Annotated in this window: 7 protein-coding genes; all 7 read right to left on the bottom strand. The window is 68.1% G+C overall.

Annotated elements, in window-relative coordinates; genetic code table 11:
• Positions 1-291 precede the first annotated feature (291 nt).
• The 7 genes from mbtG to MHEC_RS09095 are packed head-to-tail and all read right to left on the bottom strand — an operon-like array spanning position 292 to position 21,285.
• Entirely contained in the window at positions 292-1,602 is a 1,311-nt protein-coding gene (gene mbtG / locus MHEC_RS09125; protein WP_099868835.1) for an NADPH-dependent L-lysine N(6)-monooxygenase MbtG, read from the bottom strand.
• A 19-nt stretch (positions 1,603-1,621) separates the two neighbouring features.
• Positions 1,622-6,211, bottom strand: a complete 4,590-nt coding sequence (locus MHEC_RS09120) for a non-ribosomal peptide synthetase (RefSeq protein ID WP_048890753.1) — start codon at positions 6,209-6,211, stop codon at positions 1,622-1,624.
• A 5-nt stretch (positions 6,212-6,216) separates the two neighbouring features.
• The gene (locus tag MHEC_RS09115; protein ID WP_048890705.1) at positions 6,217-12,714 is read right to left on the bottom strand and encodes a non-ribosomal peptide synthetase; all 6,498 of its coding nucleotides are present in this window, start codon (positions 12,712-12,714) and stop codon (positions 6,217-6,219) included.
• Positions 12,715-12,722: 8 nt separating this feature from the next.
• Entirely contained in the window at positions 12,723-15,728 is a 3,006-nt protein-coding gene (gene mbtD, locus MHEC_RS09110; RefSeq protein ID WP_048890706.1) for a mycobactin polyketide synthase MbtD, read from the bottom strand.
• Positions 15,728-17,053 carry a beta-ketoacyl [acyl carrier protein] synthase domain-containing protein gene (locus MHEC_RS09105; RefSeq protein WP_048890707.1) on the bottom strand — a complete coding sequence of 442 codons (1,326 nt, stop codon included), beginning with the start codon at positions 17,051-17,053 and terminating at the stop codon, positions 15,728-15,730. Before MHEC_RS09105 ends, mbtD begins: the two co-directional genes overlap by 1 nt.
• Positions 17,046-17,810 carry a thioesterase II family protein gene (locus tag MHEC_RS09100; protein WP_048890708.1) on the bottom strand — a complete coding sequence of 255 codons (765 nt, stop codon included), beginning with the start codon at positions 17,808-17,810 and terminating at the stop codon, positions 17,046-17,048. The genes MHEC_RS09105 and MHEC_RS09100 overlap by 8 nt, the downstream gene beginning before the upstream one ends.
• A complete protein-coding gene (locus MHEC_RS09095) occupies positions 17,797-21,285 on the bottom strand; it encodes a non-ribosomal peptide synthetase (RefSeq protein ID WP_048890709.1) in 3,489 nt (1,162 codons plus the stop codon). Before MHEC_RS09095 ends, MHEC_RS09100 begins: the two co-directional genes overlap by 14 nt.
• Positions 21,286-21,378: the final 93 nt, after the last annotated feature.

Below are 21,378 nucleotides of genomic sequence, written 5' to 3'. Positions count from 1 at the left end.
GATGTCCCTTCTCGTTGGTTGTCCACGTCGGTGCCATTGTGCCGGTCGGGTGCTCGGCGCTGGCTGATCCTATGCGGAGCGTGTCCCTGATGGGTGCGTTACCGCGCGGCGATCCGCGCTGCACACGTAACACAACGGCCCGCAAGGCGACACATGCACCAGCGTTAACAACGACACCAGCATTCCGGACATCGCGATCCCCGCACAGACGCGCCATAACCTGCTCAATAACCGCGCCCGGTGCCTCGGGCTGCCCGCATGAGACGAAGCTGCCGGTCGATGTTGTCCTCGTCATCGAATCGAGTGGTGCTCAGGGTTTCTGGTGGTGTCGGAAGTAGAGGCCGTGTGACGGCGGCTGGCCAGCATGGCGCCGAGCACGCGGTCGGACAGCAGACCCAGGCAGCTGAGGTTCGGGAAGCCGGGACCCTGGGTAAGACCAGCGAGGTTGGGCAGGAACAGCTTTGGCGTGACTGCCGCGACGGCGAGATCGTATCCGATCGCCTCCTGCAGGCTGTCGCCGGTCAGCGGTCCACCCAGCCCGAGCTCGAGCAGATCAAGAGCGTCCTGGCTGAACAGCGTCAAGAACCACAGCGGATCGGCGCCCGACCCGTCGATCACCAGATCGAACCCATGCACCGTTTCCAGGTTTTCGGTGCCCCGATCGGTGCTCAGGGTCAACCGTATCTGCCCTTCCCGGCCCACCGCGTGAGCCACCCGGCCACGCAGGTGTCTGATTCGGTCGTCAGCCAGCAGCAACTCCTGCACGCTCGCCGAGAACACGCCGCGGTCGGTGCGGGCCACCGCGTCGCGGCGCTCCTCCAGCGTCAACAGCCCCCAGTTGGTCGGGTCGGAAAACAGCGAGTTCTCGAAAAAGCCTTCGCCGCGGGTGAATAGCGTCACCTGCGGCGAGATCACGGTGATCGTCGAAACCCGGTGCCCGAAAAGCTCGTTGAGGATCGATGCTGCGGTCTCCCCGCCACCGATCACCGCCACCCGGTCGGCACAGATGCGGTCCGGTCCTGCGGCGCGGTGCCAGAACTGGGCGATCGAGAGCACTCGAGGATTGCCCGGCAACAATGACTTTTCGGCTTGGCCCGGGCCGGTGATCATCAATGCGTCTGCCCGCACGGTGGTTTCGTGCGTGTGCAGTGCCCAGCTGTCGCCGTCGACGGAGAGCCGTTCAACCTCGCCCTCCACCACCGTCATACCGACCTGCTGGGCCACCCAGCGCAAATACTGGGCCCACCGCCGGTGTGTGGGGGCGGGTCTGCCGCGGTCGATCCAGTCGGCGAACTGGCCGGTGCTGATCAGAAACGACTGCCAGCTGTAACGGGTCATCCGCTCGTCGAGTTCGGCGTTGCGGCGCGGCACCAGCGAGGATCGGTAGGGAAACCCGACGTCCTTCTCGGGGCTGGTGCCCAGCCGCTGCGCCCCGTCGGTCCACCCGCCACCGGCCCGCCAATTGGCGGCCACTTCGGTGCGTTCGACGGCGACCACATCCGGTGTGTCGACACCCATGTCGCGCAGCACGGACGCCTTGGCGGCAACCGCCACCGCCTTGGCGCCCGCTCCCAGCACCGCAAGTGTGGTCACCTTTGTCATGACGCCTCCCCGGTTCGGCTCACAGCGCACCCGCCAGCGTCGCCACCGCGTCGCACCACAACCGGGCCAACTGCGTGGCGTCGTCTTGGGTGCTCAGCTGCTCGCTCCACCGCCAGCTGGTCACCAGCTGGGGGCCCGCGGCGCTGGGATGCACCACCGGCACCACGTCGAAGGTGTAGCGCAGCGGCAGTTGCGGCTCGGGAGCCCGGGCCAGCCACGCGTGACGCGCGGGGTCGGTGACCAGGGTCCACGCGGCGGCGCCCGGCGGCTGGGGGCTGAGGTCGAGCCGGCCGACATAGTTGAGTTGCACTTGCGGGTGCGGCGCGGCCACCAGCTCCGGGTCGCGCCGCTGATAGCGCAGCAGTCCGTAGTCCAGGCCGTGGTTGGGCACCGCCGCGACCTGATCGGCCACCGCGCGCAGCAGATCACGGGCGCCGGCCGGGTCGCGACGTGCGGTGTCAATGTCGAGTGGTCGCCCGCGATGACGGACCCGGACCGGGAAAACAGTGGTAAACCAGCCGACGGTGTTCGACGTGTCCACCGCTGCATCAGGACCGGCGAGCTGATCCTCGCGCCCGTGGCCTTCCAGCGCCACCAGCACTCCGTTGCCCACCGGGTCGCCCCGACGGACTCGCCATGAGGTCAGCGTCATCGTCAGCGCGGCCAGCAGAAACTCCCGCACACCGATGCCCGCGCCGGCCGACGCAACCTTGGCCAGCATCAGCCGGGTGTCGGCGACCTCGCTGCGCGCCGTGGTCAGCCGCAGCGAGGCCCAGGTGTCGCGGCGCGGATCGGGCATCCGGGAACCCAGCGCCGGGTCGGGCCCGGTCAGCTGCGCCAGCCAGTAGTCGCGCTGCGCCGCGACTTCACGGCTGCGGCTGCGCTGCTCCAGCAGTCGCGAGAATTCTCGATAGGTAGTGTATTCGCCTGGTAGAGCTGGCTTTTCGCCGTCACACAGCTGCTCCCAACCTGCCGCCAGCCCAGCCATGAGCACAAACCACGACACGGCATCGGTGACCAGGTGGTGCATGACCAAAAGCAGACATCCGCCAGCCGGGTCGTCGCACCACAACGCCCGAACCATCACCCCGGCGAACGGATCGATGCGGTCGATCACCTTGTGTGCGTGCACGTTCAGGGTGTCAGCCACCGGTCCGGTAACCCGCGTGAGGATGTCGGCGGCCCGCACGACGCCGGGTGGTCGAGTGGTCAAACGATAGCCGTCGTGGCTGATGTCGAGCTGGGCGCGCAGCATGTCGTGACGGTCCAGCACCGCCTGAAGCAGTGATTCTAGTTGTGCCGCAGTGATATTCGGTGGCAACGAGATGAGCGGCGTCTGGACGAAGCGCCGGAAGTTGCCGAACTCGTACATCCATGACGCGATCGGCAGCGCGACAACCTCGCCGAACCGGTCCGGATCGTCGGCCGCCTCGGCGCGCGGCGCGGCTTGGCCCGCGTGCACCGCCGCGGCGAGCAGTTCGATCGTCGGGTTGGCCAACACCATCCGCGGCGTCACCCCAAGGTGACGGGTCTTGTTGGCCAGCGATATCGCCACGATGCTGTCCATGCCGAGCTCGAAGAGATCCTGCTGCGCACCGGGCGTGGCACCGTCGAACAGCTCGGCCAGCGCCGCTGCCAGCATCCGCTCGGTGTCGGTGGCCGGAGCGCGGCCCGCCCCAGCACCCGGATCGGGCGCGTCGCCCGCGGCGGCCAGTAACGCCGCGGTGTCGAGCTTGCCGTGCGCTGTCAACGGCATCGCGTCCACGACGGTGATCCGCGCCGGCACCATATAGACGGGCAACCGCTGCGCGACATCGGCCCGCACCGCGGCGGCATTCAAGGCGCCACTATCGCGCTCGGCCGTCACAAATCCGATCAGCCGGGTGCCGGTGGCGCCGCGCACCGGAATCACCGCGGCGCTGGCCACGCCCGGGCTTGCCGATAGCGCGGCCACCACTTCGGCGACTTCGATGCGATAGCCGCGAACCTTCACCTGGTCGTCGCCGCGGCCGAGGTAGGCCAATCGGCCCGACGCCAGCCGCCGCACCAGATCGCCGGTGCGATACATCCGCTCCCCGGCGCGGTAGGGGTCCGCGACGAACGCTGCCGCTGTCGCGGCCGGGCGCCCCAAATAGCCACGGGTGAGCTGGTTTCCGGCCAGATACAGCTCCCCCACGGCGCCGTCGGGAGCCGGCCGCAACGCCGAGTCGAGCACGTAGGCCCGCATGCCGCGAACCGCCGTCCCGATGTTGACCACCGGCGAATCGGCGACATCGGCCACCACCGATTCGACGGTGGTCTCGGTGGGGCCGTAGCAGTTGTGCACCGCGGTGTCGGGCAGTGCCCGCAGCCGCGCCCAGTCGTCGGCCGTGATCGCCTCCCCACCGAGCGCCAGCACGGTCAGCCGCGGCCGGCCGGGGCGTTCAGGCGCCTGCAGGTCGAGGAGTCCGGCCGCGGCCAGCTGGGAAAACATCGACGGTGAGGTGTCGATCATGTCGATGCGCCAGCGGTCGATCCCGTCGACGAGCCGGGCGGCGTCGCGCATATCTTCGGCTCCGAAAAGGTGCACGGCGTGGCCGTCGAGCAACCCGACCAGCGGCTGCCATGACGCGTCGAAGCTCAGCGACCAGGCGTGGGCGATGCGCAGCGGACGGCCCAAAGTCTCTGTGGCCGGGCGGTATACGCGTTCGCGGTGGTCGGCGAAATAGGACAGCAGGGCCCGATGGGTGCCGACGACGCCTTTGGGCTCACCGGTCGAACCGGAGGTGAAGATGACATAGGCGGCGTTGTCCGGGCGGGCACGCTCGGGCACCGCATCGCCACCTTGGCCGGCGATCTGGTGAGCCACTGCGGGATCGTCGAGGACCAGCAATTCGCCGGTGTCTGGGTACCCGCCGACGCTTGCTGCGCTGTGCGCGACGGTCACGGTGAGCCGCGGGGCCGATTGCCGCAAAATCGAGGCGATACGATGCCCGGGCAGCTCGAGATCCACCGGTACATACGCCGCGCCGGTCTGCAGCACCGCCAGGACCGCGATCACCGAGGCCGGTGAGCGCGGGAGCGCCAGTGCGACAAGGTCTTCCGGCGCGACGCCGCGGTCGGCCAGCACGCGTGCCAACCGGGTGGCGGCGTCGCGCAGCTCCGCATAGGTCAGCGCGCCGTCGGCGAAGGACAGCGCCACCGCATCGGGCGTGGCGTCGGCCTGGCGGCGGAAGGCCGCACCGACGGTTGCCGAATCGGTGCTGGGGATGACCGGCTCGGGCGCGGTCAGCCGGTGCCGTTCAGCGGGCAACAGCACGTCGAGATGATCCGCGGCGCGACCACCCGACTCCGGCAGCTGGCGCAGCACGCTGAGCATCCGTTCGCCGATATCGGCCACCGACATGTGCGGCAGCGCCTCCGGCACTGCCTCAAGCATCAGCATCAACCGGTCGTCGGGCGGGCAGCTGACGATGGTCAGCGGGTAGTGCGCCAGGCTTTCGGCGCCCACGGGCCGGAACCGGACACCGTCCTCGCTGACGACGGTCTCGGCGGTCGGCCCGATCGCGACGTTTTCGAACACCAGCAGGGTGTCGAACAGCGCTCCCCGGCCGGTAGCGCGCTGCAACTGCGACAGGCCGATGAAGCCGAGGTCGCGCATGGCGGCACTTCGCTGCTGCAGCACCCGGCACTGTTCGAGAACCGACTTGCCCGGTGCCAGTTCCACCACCACCGGCACGGTGTTGATGAAGAGCCCGACCATCGTTTCGACACCGGCCAGGTCTTGCGGACGGCCCGAGACGACGGTGCCGAACGCGACATCGCGCCGGTCGGTGAGCCGGCCCAACACCACCGCCCACGCGAACTGCAGCACGGTGTTCAGGGTCAGGCCGTGCTCACGGGCCCAGCCGGTCAATCGCGCCGTGGCCGCCCCATCCAGCGACAGCGCAGTGCGTTGCGGAACCACCGTGCCCAGCCGCGAATGGTGGGCCTCGGCCAGCATGGTCGGACTTCGCAGGGACGCGGCGTAGTCGATCCAGCGTTGGGTGGTCCCCGAAATATCTTGTTTTCCAAGCCATCCGATATAGTCGCGGTATGGTCGCGCACTAGGCAGTCCGCTGGTGTCGCCGCCGCGTTGGTAAACCGCGATCAGCTCGCGGAAAAACACCGACAACGACCAGGCATCCATCAGGATGTGATGCACGGTGAGGATCAACCGGAACCGCTGGCCGGCCTCCCCGGGCACGCGAAGCAACAAAAACCGCATTAGCGGGCCTTCGGCGAGGTCGAAGTTGGTCAGCCGCTCGTGTTCGGCGATACTGTCGAATTCGGTTGGCTCAGCGGCAAGTTCACGCCACGGCAGCGTCACCTCGACCGGGACGATCTGTACCGGGTGCGGCAGATCGCGATCCCAGAATGAGGCCCGCAGGTTCGGATGGCGCCCCAGCATCGCCTCGGCGCTGAGGCGCAGCCGCGCCACGTCGAGCGGGCCTTCGATGTCAGCGACGAACTGCATGGTGTAGAGGTCGACACCGTCGCCGGCGAGCTTGGCCAGTGAGTAAAAGCCTTGCTGCAGTGGGCTTAGCGCCAGAACATCCTCGATTTTGGCCGCGCCGGTGTGCGCGTGAATCGCCGTCACGATGTGCGCTCCCTGGCCCACGACGAGGTCGCCGCCGCGAGATCCTCGGCCGAGAGCCCGGAGGTGCTCATCGGTTCGAACCGGGTATCGCCGCTGCCCGCGTCTGGTTCCGCAGTGTCCAGGGTGTCTTTCTCCGTCTCTACGGCGGCGGCCAGCTGCTGCACCGTGGGGTTCTCGAATACCATCCGGGGGCTCACCGGCAATCCGGCAGCGCGGGCGCGCGCCGCGAGTTGCACCGACACGATGCTGTCGCCGCCCAGCGCGAAGAAGTCGTCGAAGCGCCCGACCTCCGAGACCGATAGCACCTCGGTGAACACCCGGGCGATCTCGGATTCGGTCCGGGTGCGCGGAGGTTCGCTTCGTCCCGTCGTGCTCACCATCGGCTTTGGCAGCCCCGGCCGGTTCAGTTTGCCCGATTCGGTCTTGGGCATCGCGTCGAGCACGGTGATCGACGACGGCACCATGTATCCGGGCAGCATCGAGACCACGTGCGCGCGCACCGCGGCGGCGAACGCCGATTTGTCAATTTCGTCGGCGGGTGGCCGACGCGGCACGACGTACCCGGCCAACGTCGTGTTGCCGTCCACCTCCCAGGTGCGCGCCGCCGCGGCGGCCACCCCGTCCGCCGCTTTGAGCGCCGCCTCGACCTCGCCGAGTTCGACCCGGAACCCGCGCACCTTCACCTGGTGGTCGGTGCGGCCCACGAATTCCAACCGGCCGTCGGGCGTCCAGCGGGCCCGGTCGCCGCTGCGGTAGAACCGTGCGCCCGGTTCAGTGGCGTACGGGTTGGCCACAAATCGAGATGCGGTCAGGCCCGGGCGCTTCCAGTAGCCGCGGACCAGCTGTCCGCCCGCGTAGTACAGCTCGCCGACCACGCCGACCGGCACCGGTTTGAGGCCCTCGTCGAGCACGTAGACCTGTGAATCCGGTAGCGGCCTGCCCAGAATCGGCACCGGCGGGGTCAGCGGCCCGCGGACCAGCGCGCCGGACGTCTCGGTGGCGCCGAAGTTGTTCAGCAGCTCTGGCCCGTCTGGCCCACCGCACTTGGCCAGCAGTCGCTGCTGCAACGACACCGTCATCGGCTCGCCGCCGCACACCAGCCGGGTTAGCGACCGCAGTGCGTCCGGCCAGTCGTCGACCAGCGTGGAAACCAGGCTGGGCACCGCGGTCACCTGTGCGATCGCGTGGTGCTGTATCAGAGCCGCAAGCGCTTCGGGATCACGGTGCTCGGCATCGTCGGCCAGGATCGTGGTGGCGCCCGCGGCCAGGCCGGCCAAAATTTCCATGCACCCTTCGAGGAACGTCATGGACGCCTGAGCCAACCGAATGTCGTTGCCTGGCACCGGGTACTTCCACAGCTGCCAGTTCAGTCGCGCCGTCATCGCCCGGTGGGTGCCCAGCACACCCTTGGGCTTGCCGGTGGATCCCGATGTGAACACCAAATACATCGGATCCTCGGGATCTGGCAGCGGCAGCGGGCGTGACCGGATGTCAGCGGCCATGACACGCTGGACTGCCTGGTCGTCGAGCGAAATCAGTTGCACTCCAGGCGTATCCGGCAAAGTGTCGAGAGTTTCAGCGGTAACAACCACAACCTGCGGATCGACGTCGTCGAGCATGAATTGCTTGCGGGCGCAGGGGTAAGCGGGATCGAGTGGGAAAAAGCCCGCGCCAGCCTTCATGATGCCCACCAGCGCGACGACCATGTCGATGCCCCGGCGCGTCGACAGGCCGACCAACGATCCGGGCCCCACGCCGTGATCGGCGAGCAGATGCGCGAAGTTGTCCGACCGGCGGTGCAGCTCCGGGAAATCGAGGTGCTCGTGGCCGCAGCGCACCGCGGTGCGCTCGACGCCGAATTCCCGGCTGGGCTCGAGCAGTTCGGGAATGGTCAGGGGCCGGTCGGCGGGCGGCTCGGCGCCGCGGCTCCATTCGACCAGGATGCGCCGCTGTTCTGCGGTGTCGATCAACTGGACATCGCGCAGCGTCGAATCCACGTCATCGGCAAATGCAATGAGCACTTGTGTCAGCCAACTGGCAAACCGCTCAATGGTGGCCCTGCGGTACAGCTCCGTTCGGTAGATAAGGTGGCCGGTGTAGCCGGTGCGCCCCGACACGTCGGCGAAGAAATTCACACTCAAATCGGCGTGAGCCATGTCGAAAGGCGGCTCCAGCGCGGTAAATACCGTCTTCCCACCGGCGCCGGAGTCGACTACGCGCCCAGCGGGAAGCGCGTCACGTACGTGAATAACAACCTGGAACAACGGGTTGCGAGACAGCGAGCGCACCGGGCTGACCGCGTCGACCACCCGGTCGAAGGGCAAGTCCTGGTGTGCATAGGCGGCCAGCGCAGTCTCGCGGGCCCGGCACAACACCTCGCGCAGCGTGGGGTTGCCCGCCAAGTCGTTGCGCAGGACCAAAATGTTGACGAAAAAGCCGATCAGCTGATCCAGGTCGGCTTCAATTCGCCCGGCAACCGGGGTGCCGAGTGGAATATCCACGCCGCCGCCTGCTTTGTGCAGCACCACCGCGACGGCCGATTGCAACAGCATGAACTCCGTGATTTCCAGTTCCCGGCTGAGCGTGGTGAGCTTGGCGCGCGTCGCCGAATCGATGGTGAATTCGACGGAGTCGCCGGCGTCGCCGGGCACCGGTGGGCGTGGTAAGTCCGGCCGCAGCCCGGTGTCCTCGGGCAGCCCGTCGAGTTGGCGTGTCCAGTAGTCGCGTTGGGCCTGCGCGATGCCGGCCCGCCCGCCGGCCGGCTCGGATAGCAGCACGCCTTGCCAAACCGCATAGTCGGCGTACTGCACGGGCAGCGGTGCCCACGACGGTGCCTGACCAGCGCAGCGGGCCCGGTAGGCGGTGAGCAGGTCGGCGAACAACACCCCGCCGGACCAGTGGTCGCTGGCGATGTGGTGTACCACCAGCGACACCACGTACGCGTCACCGGTGCGCAGTACCGCAGCGCGCATCGGCCAGTCCTGCTCCAGGTCGAAGCGGTGCTTGCGCTCGGCATCGAGCTGGGCCTGCAGCCACTGCTCGCCGTCGCCGGCCGCCTGGCGCACCGCAAACTCGCCGACCGGGTTGATCACTTGGTAAGGAACACCGTCGATCTCGGTGTAGGTGGTGCGCAGAATCTCGTGGCGAGCGACCACGTCGTTGACCGCTGCGACCAGTGAGTCGACATCGCAGGCACCCGTCAACCGGGCGACGAACGGAATGTTGTTGGCCGCGCTGGGCCCGTCGACGCGATAGGCGAACCAGCTACGCAGCTGAGAAGCCGACAGCGGCAGCGGTCCCTCGTGGGATGTCCGAATCAGCTTGGGCCGCTTGAGCATCACCGCCCCGGATGTCAGTTGGTCAATGCGTTCTGCCAGCCTGCCAACCGTCGCCAGCTCGAAGACATCCCGGATGCCCAGCTCCACATTGCATTCCGAGCGGATCGCGGCGACCAGTTTGGTGGCCACCAGCGAATGCCCGCCCAGGTCGAAGAACGAATCGCCGACGCCCACCCGATCGCAGCCGAGCAACCGGGAAAACATGGCCGCGACCCGAATTTGCGTCGGCGTGCTGGGCTCGCGGTAGTCGACTGAAGCCGCGATCCGCGGTTGCGGCAGCGAATCCCGATCGATCTTGCCGTGCGTCGTGATCGGGATTTCGTCAAGCACAACGTAGGCGGCCGGCGTCATGTAATCGGGCAGCGCGGCCGCCACCCGGGCGCGGATGCGCTCGACATCGACGGTGTCCGTGCCGGCGCCCTCGGCCGGGGTGAGGTAGCCGACCAGGCTCTTGCCCAGCTGCGGCAGATCCGCGGCGACGACCACGGCCTGCCCGACGCTGGGGTCGACCGAGATCGCTGCGGCCACCTCACCGAGCTCGATGCGAAAGCCGCGAATCTTGACCTGCTCATCGGCGCGACCGACGAACTCGATATCCCCGTCGGCGTTGCGCCGGGCCAAGTCCCCTGACCGATACAGCCGGCCGCCGGGATTGAACGGGTCGGCGACGAAACGTTCCGCGGTCAGCGTCGGCCGCCGATGGTAACCGTGCGCCACATGTGTTCCACCGATGTAGATTTCGCCGATCACCCCAACCGGCACCGGTTGCAGTGAATTGTCCAGCAGGTGCACCTGTGTGTTGATCTTGGGCCGGCCGATCGGCACAGTCCGGGTGCCTTGTGCGCCCTCCACCGGGTAGCTGGTCGCGTTGACGACGGTCTCGGTGGGCCCGTAGAAGTTGTACAGCGACGCATCGAAGGTGGCGTGGAATTTGTCGGCGATCTCGCCGGGCAGCGCTTCCCCGCCGATCGGCACCCGCCGCAGCGTGCGCCATTGGTTGACGCCGGGCAGTGACAGGAACAGGCCCAGCAGCGACGGTACGAAGTGCATCGAGGTGATGCCCTCGCGATGCAGCAGATCGGTCAGGTACCCGACGTCGCGCAGCCCGTCCGGGCGCGGGATGACCAGGCGTGCACCGCAAATCAAGGTGCCGAAGATTTCCCCGATGGACACGTCGAAGCTGGGCGAGGCGACTTGCAGCAGTCGGTCAGTCTCGTCAACCTGATATTCGTCGCCGAACCAGACGAAGTATTCGGCGATCGGCGCGTGCGGCACCGGTACGCCCTTGGGCAAGCCGGTCGACCCGGAGGTGTAGATCAAGTAGGCGGTGTTGTCGGGACGAAGCGGCCGGACCAAGTCGGTGGGATTTTCCGGCGAGTACCGCGACAGGCCCGGGACAGGTTCGCGCAGGACGAGTTTCGCATCGGCGTCGCCGAGGATGAACGACAGCCGGTCTTCGGGATAGGTGGGATCGACCGGCAGGTACACGGCTCCGGCTTTGAGGATCCCCAGCGCCGTGGTGACCAGGTCCAAAGACTTGTCCAGCAGCACCGCGACCCGATCCTCGGTGCCGATGCCCTGCTCGATCAGCCAGTGCGCCACCCGGTTCGCGTCCTCGTTGATTTCGCGGTAGCTGTACTGACGGCCCTCGCAGACCACGGCGACGGCATCCGGCGTCGCCACCGCGCGTTCGGTGACCAACGCCGGCAGGGTGGCCGGGGTGGTCCGGAAAGTTTCGCCGGTCGAGACGTTGCGCAGCCAGTCGGCGTCGACCTCGCCCAGCAGCTTGAGCCGCCACAGTGCGGTATCCGGATCGGCCAGCGCGCTGTCGAGCAGGACCGTGTAATGCTCGAGCAACTGGCCCGCCAACGCGGCGTCGAGCACCTCCACCAGATACTCGGCCTCGACCAGGGCGCCGTCGTCATCCAGTTCGATCATGAAATTCAGTGGCAGTTGGGTGAATTGGCCGCGCAATTCAGCCCGCGCGCATTTCACCCCGGGCGGGCAGAAGCCTTCGCCGTCGGCTTCCCGCATGCCGAAGCCCACCCGGGTCATCCGTTCGGCGCCGTGACGGCGATCGGGGTTGGATTCGCGCACCAGGAAGTCGAGGTTGATCCGCTGGTGAGCAAAGGCACCCAACGCGGTCTCGCGGGTCTGGCCCAACAGTTCGCGGAAGGTGTGCCGGGCCCGCGGCTGTGCCCGCAAAACCACCGTGTTCCCGAAATAGCCGATCGCCTCCTCGGTTCCCGGGCCGCGGTTGAGCACCGGAGCCGCGATCAAGAAGTCGGTCGCGTGCGTGTAGCGGTGCACCAGCGCGACGAACCCGGCGAGCAGCACCATGTACGGTGTCGCACCACACGCGCGGGCCAGCTCCATCACCTGCTCCACGGTCGCCGGGGACAACCGCGTCCGAACCAGCTGGGACCGCCAGCTGGTGGGGACCGCAGAACCGTTAGGACCTGGCAGTTCAAGCGGTTCAGGCAAATCCGAGAAAAGCGGACGCCAGTAAGCGAGGTCCTCGTCGAGGTTGCCGACGGTCTCACGCGGCACGGGCACGGTACCGGCCAGCGCTTCCGGGTTGGTGTAGGCGCGTGTCAAGTCGGCGAAGAACGGCGCCCACGATCCGTCGTCCCACGCAATATGATGCGCGGTCAGCAGCAGCATCAGCTCGTCCGACTCGAGGCGCACCACGGTGATCCGCAGCGGCGATTCCTCGGTCAAGTCGAAGGGGCGACGAAACTCGCGCTGCGCCAATACTTCCAGCCGTAGGCGCCGGGCCTGGTCGGCAAGCCCCGACAGGTCGTGCACCGCCCACGCGGGCCGTAGCTGCTCGTGGGTGATCGGGTACGGATCGCCGTCGTCGTCGGTGTGGTAGGTGGTACGCAGCAGCGGATGGCGCCTGGCCACGGCATCAGCCGCCTCATGCAGCCGCGCCACGTCCACAACGCCCGTGATGCGGTAGGACACGCAGACGTTGAGCAACGCGCCGGTGGGGTCGGCTGACTGCACGAACCACATCCGGCGCTGGCCGTCTGACATGGCAGGGCGTCCACCGTCGGCGATGGCGTCCGGTTCAGCCCGCAAACCTTGTTCGGCAAGCTTGCGGCGCAGCAACTCTAAACGCTGCTCCTCCAGCCGGCTATCGATGTCAGTCACGCGTCGTCTCAGCCCTTTCCGGTCTCCATCACTTCTGCTTGCCGCGTTGCCGCTGCCGGCTCATGGTTTGTCGCTGTCTGTAGAGCGTCGATCAACTCGCTGCCGGTGATGCCGCCGAGTAGCCTCGCCAGCGCGATCGAGCGGCCGGTGAGTCGGCGCAGCCGCGTGCGCAGGTCGAGCGCCAGCAGCGAGTCCACACCGAGGTCGACCAGCGCCGCGCCCAGGTCGACGGACGCGGGATCGCGCAGACTCAATGCGGCCGCCAGCTCGGTCCGCACCACTTCAGCAAGCGGTCGATCCGCCGTTTCAGCGCTGACGGCCATCGGCTGTGGTTCGCAGCTTGCCGAAGTGAACGGCATTGACATGCCTTGTGTTTCAAGGAAGATCCGCAATCGATCGAAGTCCGCAGCCAAGATGATCGGATCGTCACCGCGATGGCGAAGACTCGCGGTGATCGCTGCGTCGGGCTCCATCGCGACCAGACCCGACCGCTCGACACGGGCGATCTCGTCGGCGCCGGCGATGTCGGTGCCTTGCCACAGCCCCCACCGCATCGCGGTGCAATCCAGCCCGGCGGCCCGTAAGTGACCGGCGAGCACGTCGAGCATCCGGTTGCAGCCCGCATACGCGACATGCGAATAGCCACCCCAAACTCCGGATAGCGAGGAGCACAACAGGATCCGAGTATCCCGGCGCAGTGGCCATATCGTGACCAGTCGTGCCAGCCCGATGACTTTCGCGGCGAAAACCTGGTGCAGGTCTGCGCTCGTGATCTGATTGTGGGTGGCGAATCTGGCCGCCCCGGCAGCATGGATCAACAGTGACGCCCCGTCACCGGCGTATTCCGCGGCGACGGCGGACAGCGCGGTCGGGTTGGTGATATCGCACCTCGGGGCGTGAACTTCGACGGCGTGCCCGCTGGTCACATGGTCAAGCTCAGCGGGATCCATGCCGTTGCGGCTCAACAGGATCACCCTGCGCGCGCCGTGCGCCACGCAGTACCGCGCATACTGGCGACCGATGACGCCGCTGCCGCCGCTGATCACTACGTTGTCCAGCGCGGCCACGTCGAGGGGACGCTCCCAGCCGGGTCCGCGACACTCGCGCAGCACCCGCGCAAAACAGCGACGATTTCTGATGGCCACCTCGACGGCGTCGGAGAGCAACACGTCGACACACGCTCGCGCGGTGTCGGTATCGATGTCCGGTGACGGCAGGTCCAGATGGGCGAACCTGTGATCGGGAAATTCGAACCCAACGCTGCGATGCATCGCCGTCAATGCCGCCTGGGCGGGCAGGCCGACCGGATCGCCGGGTGTGACCTGCTCGCCACCGACGGTGATCAGCCAGACACTGCGGCACCGCGGCCCGACGGCGGTGCCATAGTCGGGCAGCACCACCTCGGGCCGCCCGGCGATCTCGGCTACGGCGGCTATCGCGTCCGTCCCGGTCAGCGCGGGGGCAATCACGACGGTGATCTCCGCCTCGTCGACGCCTGTCAATTCGCAATCAGGTCGCGCTGCAATAGATTCAGCGAGTCGGTCCGGCACCGGCGTGTCGGTGATCGCGGGTCCGACGATCGCGATGCGGTGCCGAGCACGGTTGCTTCGCTGCGGCATGGCCTGTGGCCGCCAGCATTCAACGGCCATGGTGAGCACCGAGCCCGCCACCGGCGGCAGCGGTTCAGGCTCGGCCCACAGATGGATCGCCTTCATCGGTGCGTTCGGGAAATTCGGCAACGGCCGGTGATCATCCGCGCCGGCCAACCCATTCCACCGATAGCCGCGCTCGGCCACGGCCAGCGCAGCGATGCTGGCGGCAAGCTGATCGGTGGTGGGCGCGTCGCGGCGCCCGCAGCCCACGATCAACGCTGACTCGTCGTCGGCCAAGTCGGTGAGCGAAGACAGCAGCGACGGGTGCGCCGACAGCTCGACGAACGCATTGACACCACGTTCGGTAGCCAGCCTCACTGCCTGATCGAATCGTACTGTGTTACAAAGATTTTGACACCAATAGTCATTGAAATCGTCGTCGGTACCGATCACCTTCCCGCACGCGGAGCTGACGAACTCCACGGGCGCATCAACAAACCGCGACGGTGGCAGCAGCTCGGAGAACTTAGCCCGCAACGGTTCCAGCGCGCTGGTGTGCCCGGGATAGTCGACGTCGATAACGCGGGCGAAGACGCCGCGCTGCTCAGCCAGGCCGACGAGGGCTACCACAGCGTCATGATCACCGGAGACCACCGACGACGCGGGTCCGTTGACCGCCGAAACTTCCAGCCAGCCCGCCGTTTCGCCGATCAGCCGAGCCGCCTCGTCGATCCCGACCCCAAGCGCCGCCATACCATAGCGGCCCGCCAACTGGTCCACGACCGCGGCGCGGGCGGCGACTATCGCAACCGCGTCCGCGAGACAGATGGCACCCGCCAGGTAGGCCGCGGCCACTTCACCCAAGCTGTGTCCGATGCAGACCGTGGGCAGAATCCCATAGCAGCGCCACACCTGGGCCAGGCTGACGCAGTGGGTGAACTGGGCGCCCTGGATGTGGACCTGCGACCGGTGCCGCTCCGTGCCGTCAACCAGGTAGGGCAGCGGCGAGGGGTGTCCGGCCGCGACGAAGGCCGCCGCACAGTTGTCGGCTTCGGCCCGGTAGTCCGGCAACCGTCGATAGGCGTCGGCGCCCATCGCCGGCCACTGGTTGCCCTGCCCGGGGCACACGAACGCGATTCGCGGGCGCACGGTCATCGACGATCTGACGACCAGCGGGTGCTGCTCGCCCCGGGCCAGCTTGCCCAGTGCTGCGGCCAACTCGGTGCGATCGGCCGCCCGCACCACCGCGCGGTGGCGGCGTACCCGCCGGATGCGCAGCACGGTGGCAGCCACCGCGGGCACGCTGGGTTCGAAACGGTGCAGGTAATCCAGGATCGCCGCCGCGTCCTGGCTGATCAGGTCCTCCTCGTGCGCGCTCAGCAGCACGGGTATGCGGCCATCGGGCAACGATCGAACTGCCATCACGCCACCGCCGGGACCGATACGATCACGTGCGCATTGGTGCCGCTGATGCCGAATGCCGACACCGCCCCGATTCGCTGCCCGTCCACGGCGGGCCACGGCGTCAGCGTCCGTGCCAAACGCAACCCTTGGCTGTCCCAATCGATTTCACGGCTGGGTTCGTCCACGTGCAGGGTGGGTGGTACGGCGCCGTGTTCGGCGGAAACTAACACCTTGGCCAGGCCCAGGCCTCCCGCCGCCGCTTGCGCGTGGCCCACGTTGGACTTCACCGATCCCAGCAGGGCGCCGTTCCCGGGCCCGGTGTCGCCATACGTCTGCGACAGCGACTGCAACTCGATGCGATCGCCGATCTGGGTCCCGGTGCCGTGTCCCTCCACCATCGCCACGTCGTCGGGGCGCAGCCCGGCCTGCGCGATCGCATGCCGGTACAGGCGGGTCTGCGCCGCACCGCTGGGGGCAGCCAGGCCGGTGCTGCGTCCGTCCTGGTTCACCGCACTGGCCCGGATTTCGCCAATAATCCGCCGGTCATCGCGCAACGCGGCCGATTTGCGTTGCAGCACAAACATTGCCGCACCTTCGCTCCACACCGTGCCGCTCGGATGGGCACTGTATGGCCGGCAGCGGCCGTCGTCGGACAAGGCATGCTGTTTGGAGAACTCCACGAAGTATCCGGGCGACCCCATTACACACACCCCGCCGGTCAACGCCATATCGCAGTCACCGGTGTGCAGCGACTGCACGGCGACGTGCAACGCGGCCAGCGCGGAGGAGCAGGAGCAGTCGATGGTCAACGCCGGACCGGCCAGCCCCAGCGTGTACGCGATCCGGCCGGAGACCACGCTCAACGCGGTACCGGTGATCAGATGGCCGCTGTGGCTGGAGAATTCGGCCATGTCCGGTCCGTAGCCAGTAGGCGACGCACCGACATAGCAGCCGACGTTGTGCCCTGCGAGGTCGTCGGGGTTGATACCGCTGTTCTCCAGCGCACGCCAGGCAACCCGCAGCGCGACGCGTTGCTGCGGGTCCATCGTGACCGCCTCGCGCGGCGAGATACCAAAGAACTCCGGATCGAAAGTAGCTGCCCCGGTGAGGAATCCGCCGGAGTCGTGGATTTTCTTGAAGCCGTCGCGACCTGACCCGGTGAGCAGGTCGCGGATCGGCCAGCCCCTGTCGGTGGGGAACGGGCCAAGTGCCTCGCGTTGCTGCGACAGCAGTGCCCAATAGGCTTCGGCGGTATCGATATCGCCGGGCGCTTCGAGCGCCATACCGATGATCACAACCGGATCGGTGTTGTTCAGCCGGGCAGCGGACTGCTGATCAGACATCGGTGATGACTCGATTAGCCAGGGCGTCGATGTGCTCGTTGACGTAGAAGTGTCCGCCGTCGAAGAACGACAACGTGAACTCGCCTTCGGTGTGGGTAGCCCATTCCCGAAGCGAGCGAATATCGACACGGTGGTCATGGCGGCCGGCGACGGCGTGGATGCCGGCGCGGATACGCACACCTGCCGGGCAGTGGTAGCGGTTGAGCACCGCGTAGTCACTGCGTGCCGCGGTGGTCACCAGCTCGGCGAACTCCTCGTCGGCGAGCAGCCGGGGGTCGGTTCCGCCCAGGTCGGTCAGATCGGCGAGCAGTTCCGGCCCGGTGGTCGGCAGCTCAGGCAGCCCGGCGACCGCCGATGGCACCGGACCGGACGATACCCATAGCTTTTGCACGCGGACGCCGCGCTGTTCGGCGACCCGAGCGAATTCGAAGGCCACCACCGCGCCCATGCTGTGGCCGAACAGGCGCAGCGGCGAAACCCGGTGCCACGGTGCGGCGTCGAACAGATCGCAGGCCAGCTCGTGCACCGACTCGGCGGGGGGGTCGTTGATGCGTTCGGCCCGCTGAGGGTATTGCACGACGAACGTGTCGCCGCCTTCCGCCAGCGCCGAGGCCAGCCGCCGGTAGCTCACCGCGGCCGCGCCGGCGTGCGGAAAAACCACGGTGGCACCGCGGCACTCCCGCCGGTCCCGGCCCGGGAAGTGCTTGATCCAGGCCGCGAACGCGTCCGGCACCCGTGAGACGTTATCGACGCTCATGGGCCATCCCGGGGTCGGCCGTGTGTGCCAGAACTTCCTGCGCGTCCATGCGGGCGACCTCAAGGTAGATTTCGGCAACGCTTTCCAGGCGCCCGCTATCCCGTTCCCGACGACTGAGCAGCCGAGCCAGGGCGGACGCGCTTCGGGCCGCGAACATGTCGGCGACCATCGCAGCGGGTGCGTCGAGCCAGGTCCGTATCCGGGCGATGGCCGCAGTGGCTGATACCGAATCGCCGCCGAGCGCGAAGAAGTCGTCGTCGACACCGACATGGTCCGCACCGAGCACCTCGCCGAGGATGCTCGCCAACGCCGCCTCCAGCGGTGTCGACGCCTCACGGCGGCCGGGCTCGACCGCGCCGGCCGCACTCGCGGCCAACCGGTCGGCCACAGCGCGGCGGTCGATCTTGCCGCCATCGGTGAATGGGATGCGTTCCACCAGCGACAGGTGACGCGGAACCATGTGCGCGGGAACGAAGTTGCGCATTACGTCGCATATGCCGCTCGCGGTCAGCCGCTCGTCGGCGACCTGGGCCATGGCCGCCAGCACGTCCTGCCCTCCCGTCGTCGGCACGGCGGCAGCGACGGCCGTCAACACGCCGGGGACGCGGCGCAACGCGGCTTCGACCTCGCCGAGTTCGACGCGGTAGCCGCTGACCTTGACCCGGTGATCGGCCCGGCCGACAAACTCCAGGGTCCCGTCCGGCCAATAGCGCGCCAGATCGCCGGTGCGATACCAGGTGCGGCCGCCGTGGGTGACGAAGCGCTCGGCGGTCAGCTCGGGCTGGCCCCGGTAACCTCTGGCGATCCCGCGGCCCGAGACCCACAGCTCGCCGGCCACCCAATCCGGGCAGTCGTGCCCCCAGGCGTCGACCACCCGGCAGGCGATGTTGGGAAACGGCGTGCCGTAGGGCACGGCAGTCCACTGCGGCGGCGGATCGGTCGTCTCGCAGATCGTGGCGTGCACAGCGGTTTCGGTGGCGCCCCCCAACCCGGCGAACCTCAGTCGCGGCGCTTCGGATTTCAGTCGACGGGCAAGTTCGGGTCGTACCCAATCACCACCGGTGGCCACCACCCGCAGCGAGGACAACCGGCCGCGACCGGTCTCCAGCAGCATCTCCAGCCACCCCGGCAAGAAATTCAGCACCGTCACCCGGTGGGCGTCGATGAGCCGCGCCCAACTGTCCGGATCGCGGCGCTGCGCCTCGTCGACCATCACGATCGTTGCGCCGGCGCGCAGCGTCGCGAAGATGTCGAGCACCGACATGTCGCATTCCAGCGCCGACAGCGCCAGGCAGCGGTCAGCAGGCCCCAGGTCGAAGTGGCTGCTCAAAAACTCCACGGTGTTCATCGCCGCGTCGTGGGTCATCTCGACGCCTTTGGGTTCGCCGGTGGAACCCGACGTGAACAGCACGTACGCCAGCTCGGTGGAAACTGTTGACATAGGCTGGGTTTCGGGTGAACCTCGGCGCATCGCCTCGCTGACCGTAATCGTGGCTCCCGGCCACCTCGCCGTGTCGTCGCCGCACACCAGCGCAGCGCTGACCGCGCCGGTGTCCAGAATCCGCGCCGCCCGGTCGGCGGGCTGGTCGGCGCCGATCGGGACGTAGGCCGCACCCGCGGCCAGGATGCCCAGCAGCGCGGGGATCTGCTCGGCACACTTGGGCCCGAGCACAGCGACCGTGTCGCCCGCCCGCACCCCGGCCTGGTGCAGCGCGTCCGCGACCGCCAGTGCCTGGCCGCGCAGCTGTCCGTAGGTGAGGGTGCCGGACCCGGCGCAGAGGGCCGGCGCGTCGGGCCGCGCCGCGGCGCGGCGGAAGAACCCGTCGTGCAGCGCCTCCCCGCTGGGGGCGGTGCTGCGGGCGTTGTGCGCTGCACGCACGCCACGCTGGGCCTCCGGTAACGGCGACGGCCCGGGCCCCTCCCACGCGTCGTCGCTGCCGGCCAACCGGATCAGCTCGTCGCGGTGATAGGCGAACATGGCATCGATGACGCCCGGCGCAAATGCCCCCTCGCGGACGTCCCAGTTCACCAGCACACCGCCGTTGAACTCGGTGACCTGTGCGTCGAGCAACACCTGTGGCCCCTGCGACAGGATCCATCCCGGGGTGCCGAAGGCTTCGGTGACCTCGGCGGCGAACAACTCGCCGAGCCCCAGCGCGCTGGTGAACACCACCGGCGCCAGAAACTGGGTGCCGCGATGCCGGCCAAGGTCACGCAGCACCGACAGCCCCGGATAGGCCGCATGCGCGGCCACGGTTTGCATGGCGTCTTGCACGGCGCGCGCCCGCTGTGCGGCGGTGGCGGTCTGGGCGAGATCGATGTCGAGCAGCAACGACGAGGTGAAGTCACCGACCACCCGATCTACGTCGGGATGCAGCGGCTCGCGGCCGAAGAGCGGGACGTTGAGCAAAAACCGCGGGCTGCCCGACCAGCGGGCCAGGGCGTTGGCGAACGACGCGGCCAACGCCATCGCCGGGGTGATGCCGCGGGCGCGGGCCGCGGCGAACAACGCCGCGCAGGTGGCCGGGTCCAGCCAGTGCCAGCGCCGGGCGCTTCGGGACAGGTCGGGCGCCCACGCCATCGGCAGCCTCGGGGGGTCGGGCAGGTCCGGGATCCGCTGGGCCCACCAGGTGCGGTCGGCGTCGCGGGCGGGTTGTGGGGCGGCCTCCTGGCGGGCGATGGCGTGGCGGTACTCGCGGTAGGTGTAGTGCAGGTCGGGCAGCCGCCGGCCGCGGTAGAGGGCCGCAAGGTCGGCCATCAGGGTGCGGTAGCTCATCGCATCGGCGGCCTGCATGTCGAGGTCGACGTGCAGCCGGGAGCGTTGGCCGGGCAGCAACGACAGGGTCAGCTCGAACACTTGGCCGTCGAGCTGCTGGTGCGACTTGGTCTGCCGGATCTCGGCGAGACGTTGCTCGACGACGTCGGGGTCACGTTCGGTGAAGTCGTGCACGACGACGCCGAGCTGCGCCGAGGGATCGATCCGCTGAGTGCCGTCGGGCAGGAACCGCACCCGCAGCATCGGGTGACGCCTTGTCAAAGCAGCGACAGCGGTGCGTAATCGTTCGGGATCGATAGGGCCGCAATCGAATTCGACGTACAGGTGAGCGGCAACCCCACCGAGTTGCTGGTTGTGCTGGCGGCCCACCCAGATCGCGTGCTGCATCGGTGCCAGCGGAAACACCTCGGATGCGTCCGGGTCCCGGCTTGCTGGCTCGTCGGCGGCCGGCGCACCGGCGTCCTGCAGCGCCGCGGACACCAGCTCCCACCACGCCTCGATGGTCGGTGTGGCGGCCAGCGCTGCGAAGTCGACGTCGACGCCGCGGCGGCGCCAGCGACCCGAGAGCGTCATCATCCGGATGGAGTCCAGGCCCTGCCCGATCAGGTTGCTGGCGGGATCGAGAACGTGGGGGCTGATGCCGAGCAGCTCCGCGACCTCCGCATGGAGAGCCTCGCGACTCGCAGCGGCACCCACCACGAACGCCTCCTTTGTGAACTAGCGCACACCGCCGGCACACCGGCCCTTGCCACGCCCTCCTATTAGTTAGCACAGGCTGCCCTAATTTGGATA

It is taken from the genome of Mycobacterium heckeshornense (assembly GCF_016592155.1).
GTDB classification, from domain to species: domain Bacteria; phylum Actinomycetota; class Actinomycetes; order Mycobacteriales; family Mycobacteriaceae; genus Mycobacterium; species Mycobacterium heckeshornense.
Note: the sequence above shows the minus strand (reverse complement) of the source record. Positions and strands in the feature narration are given on the sequence as shown.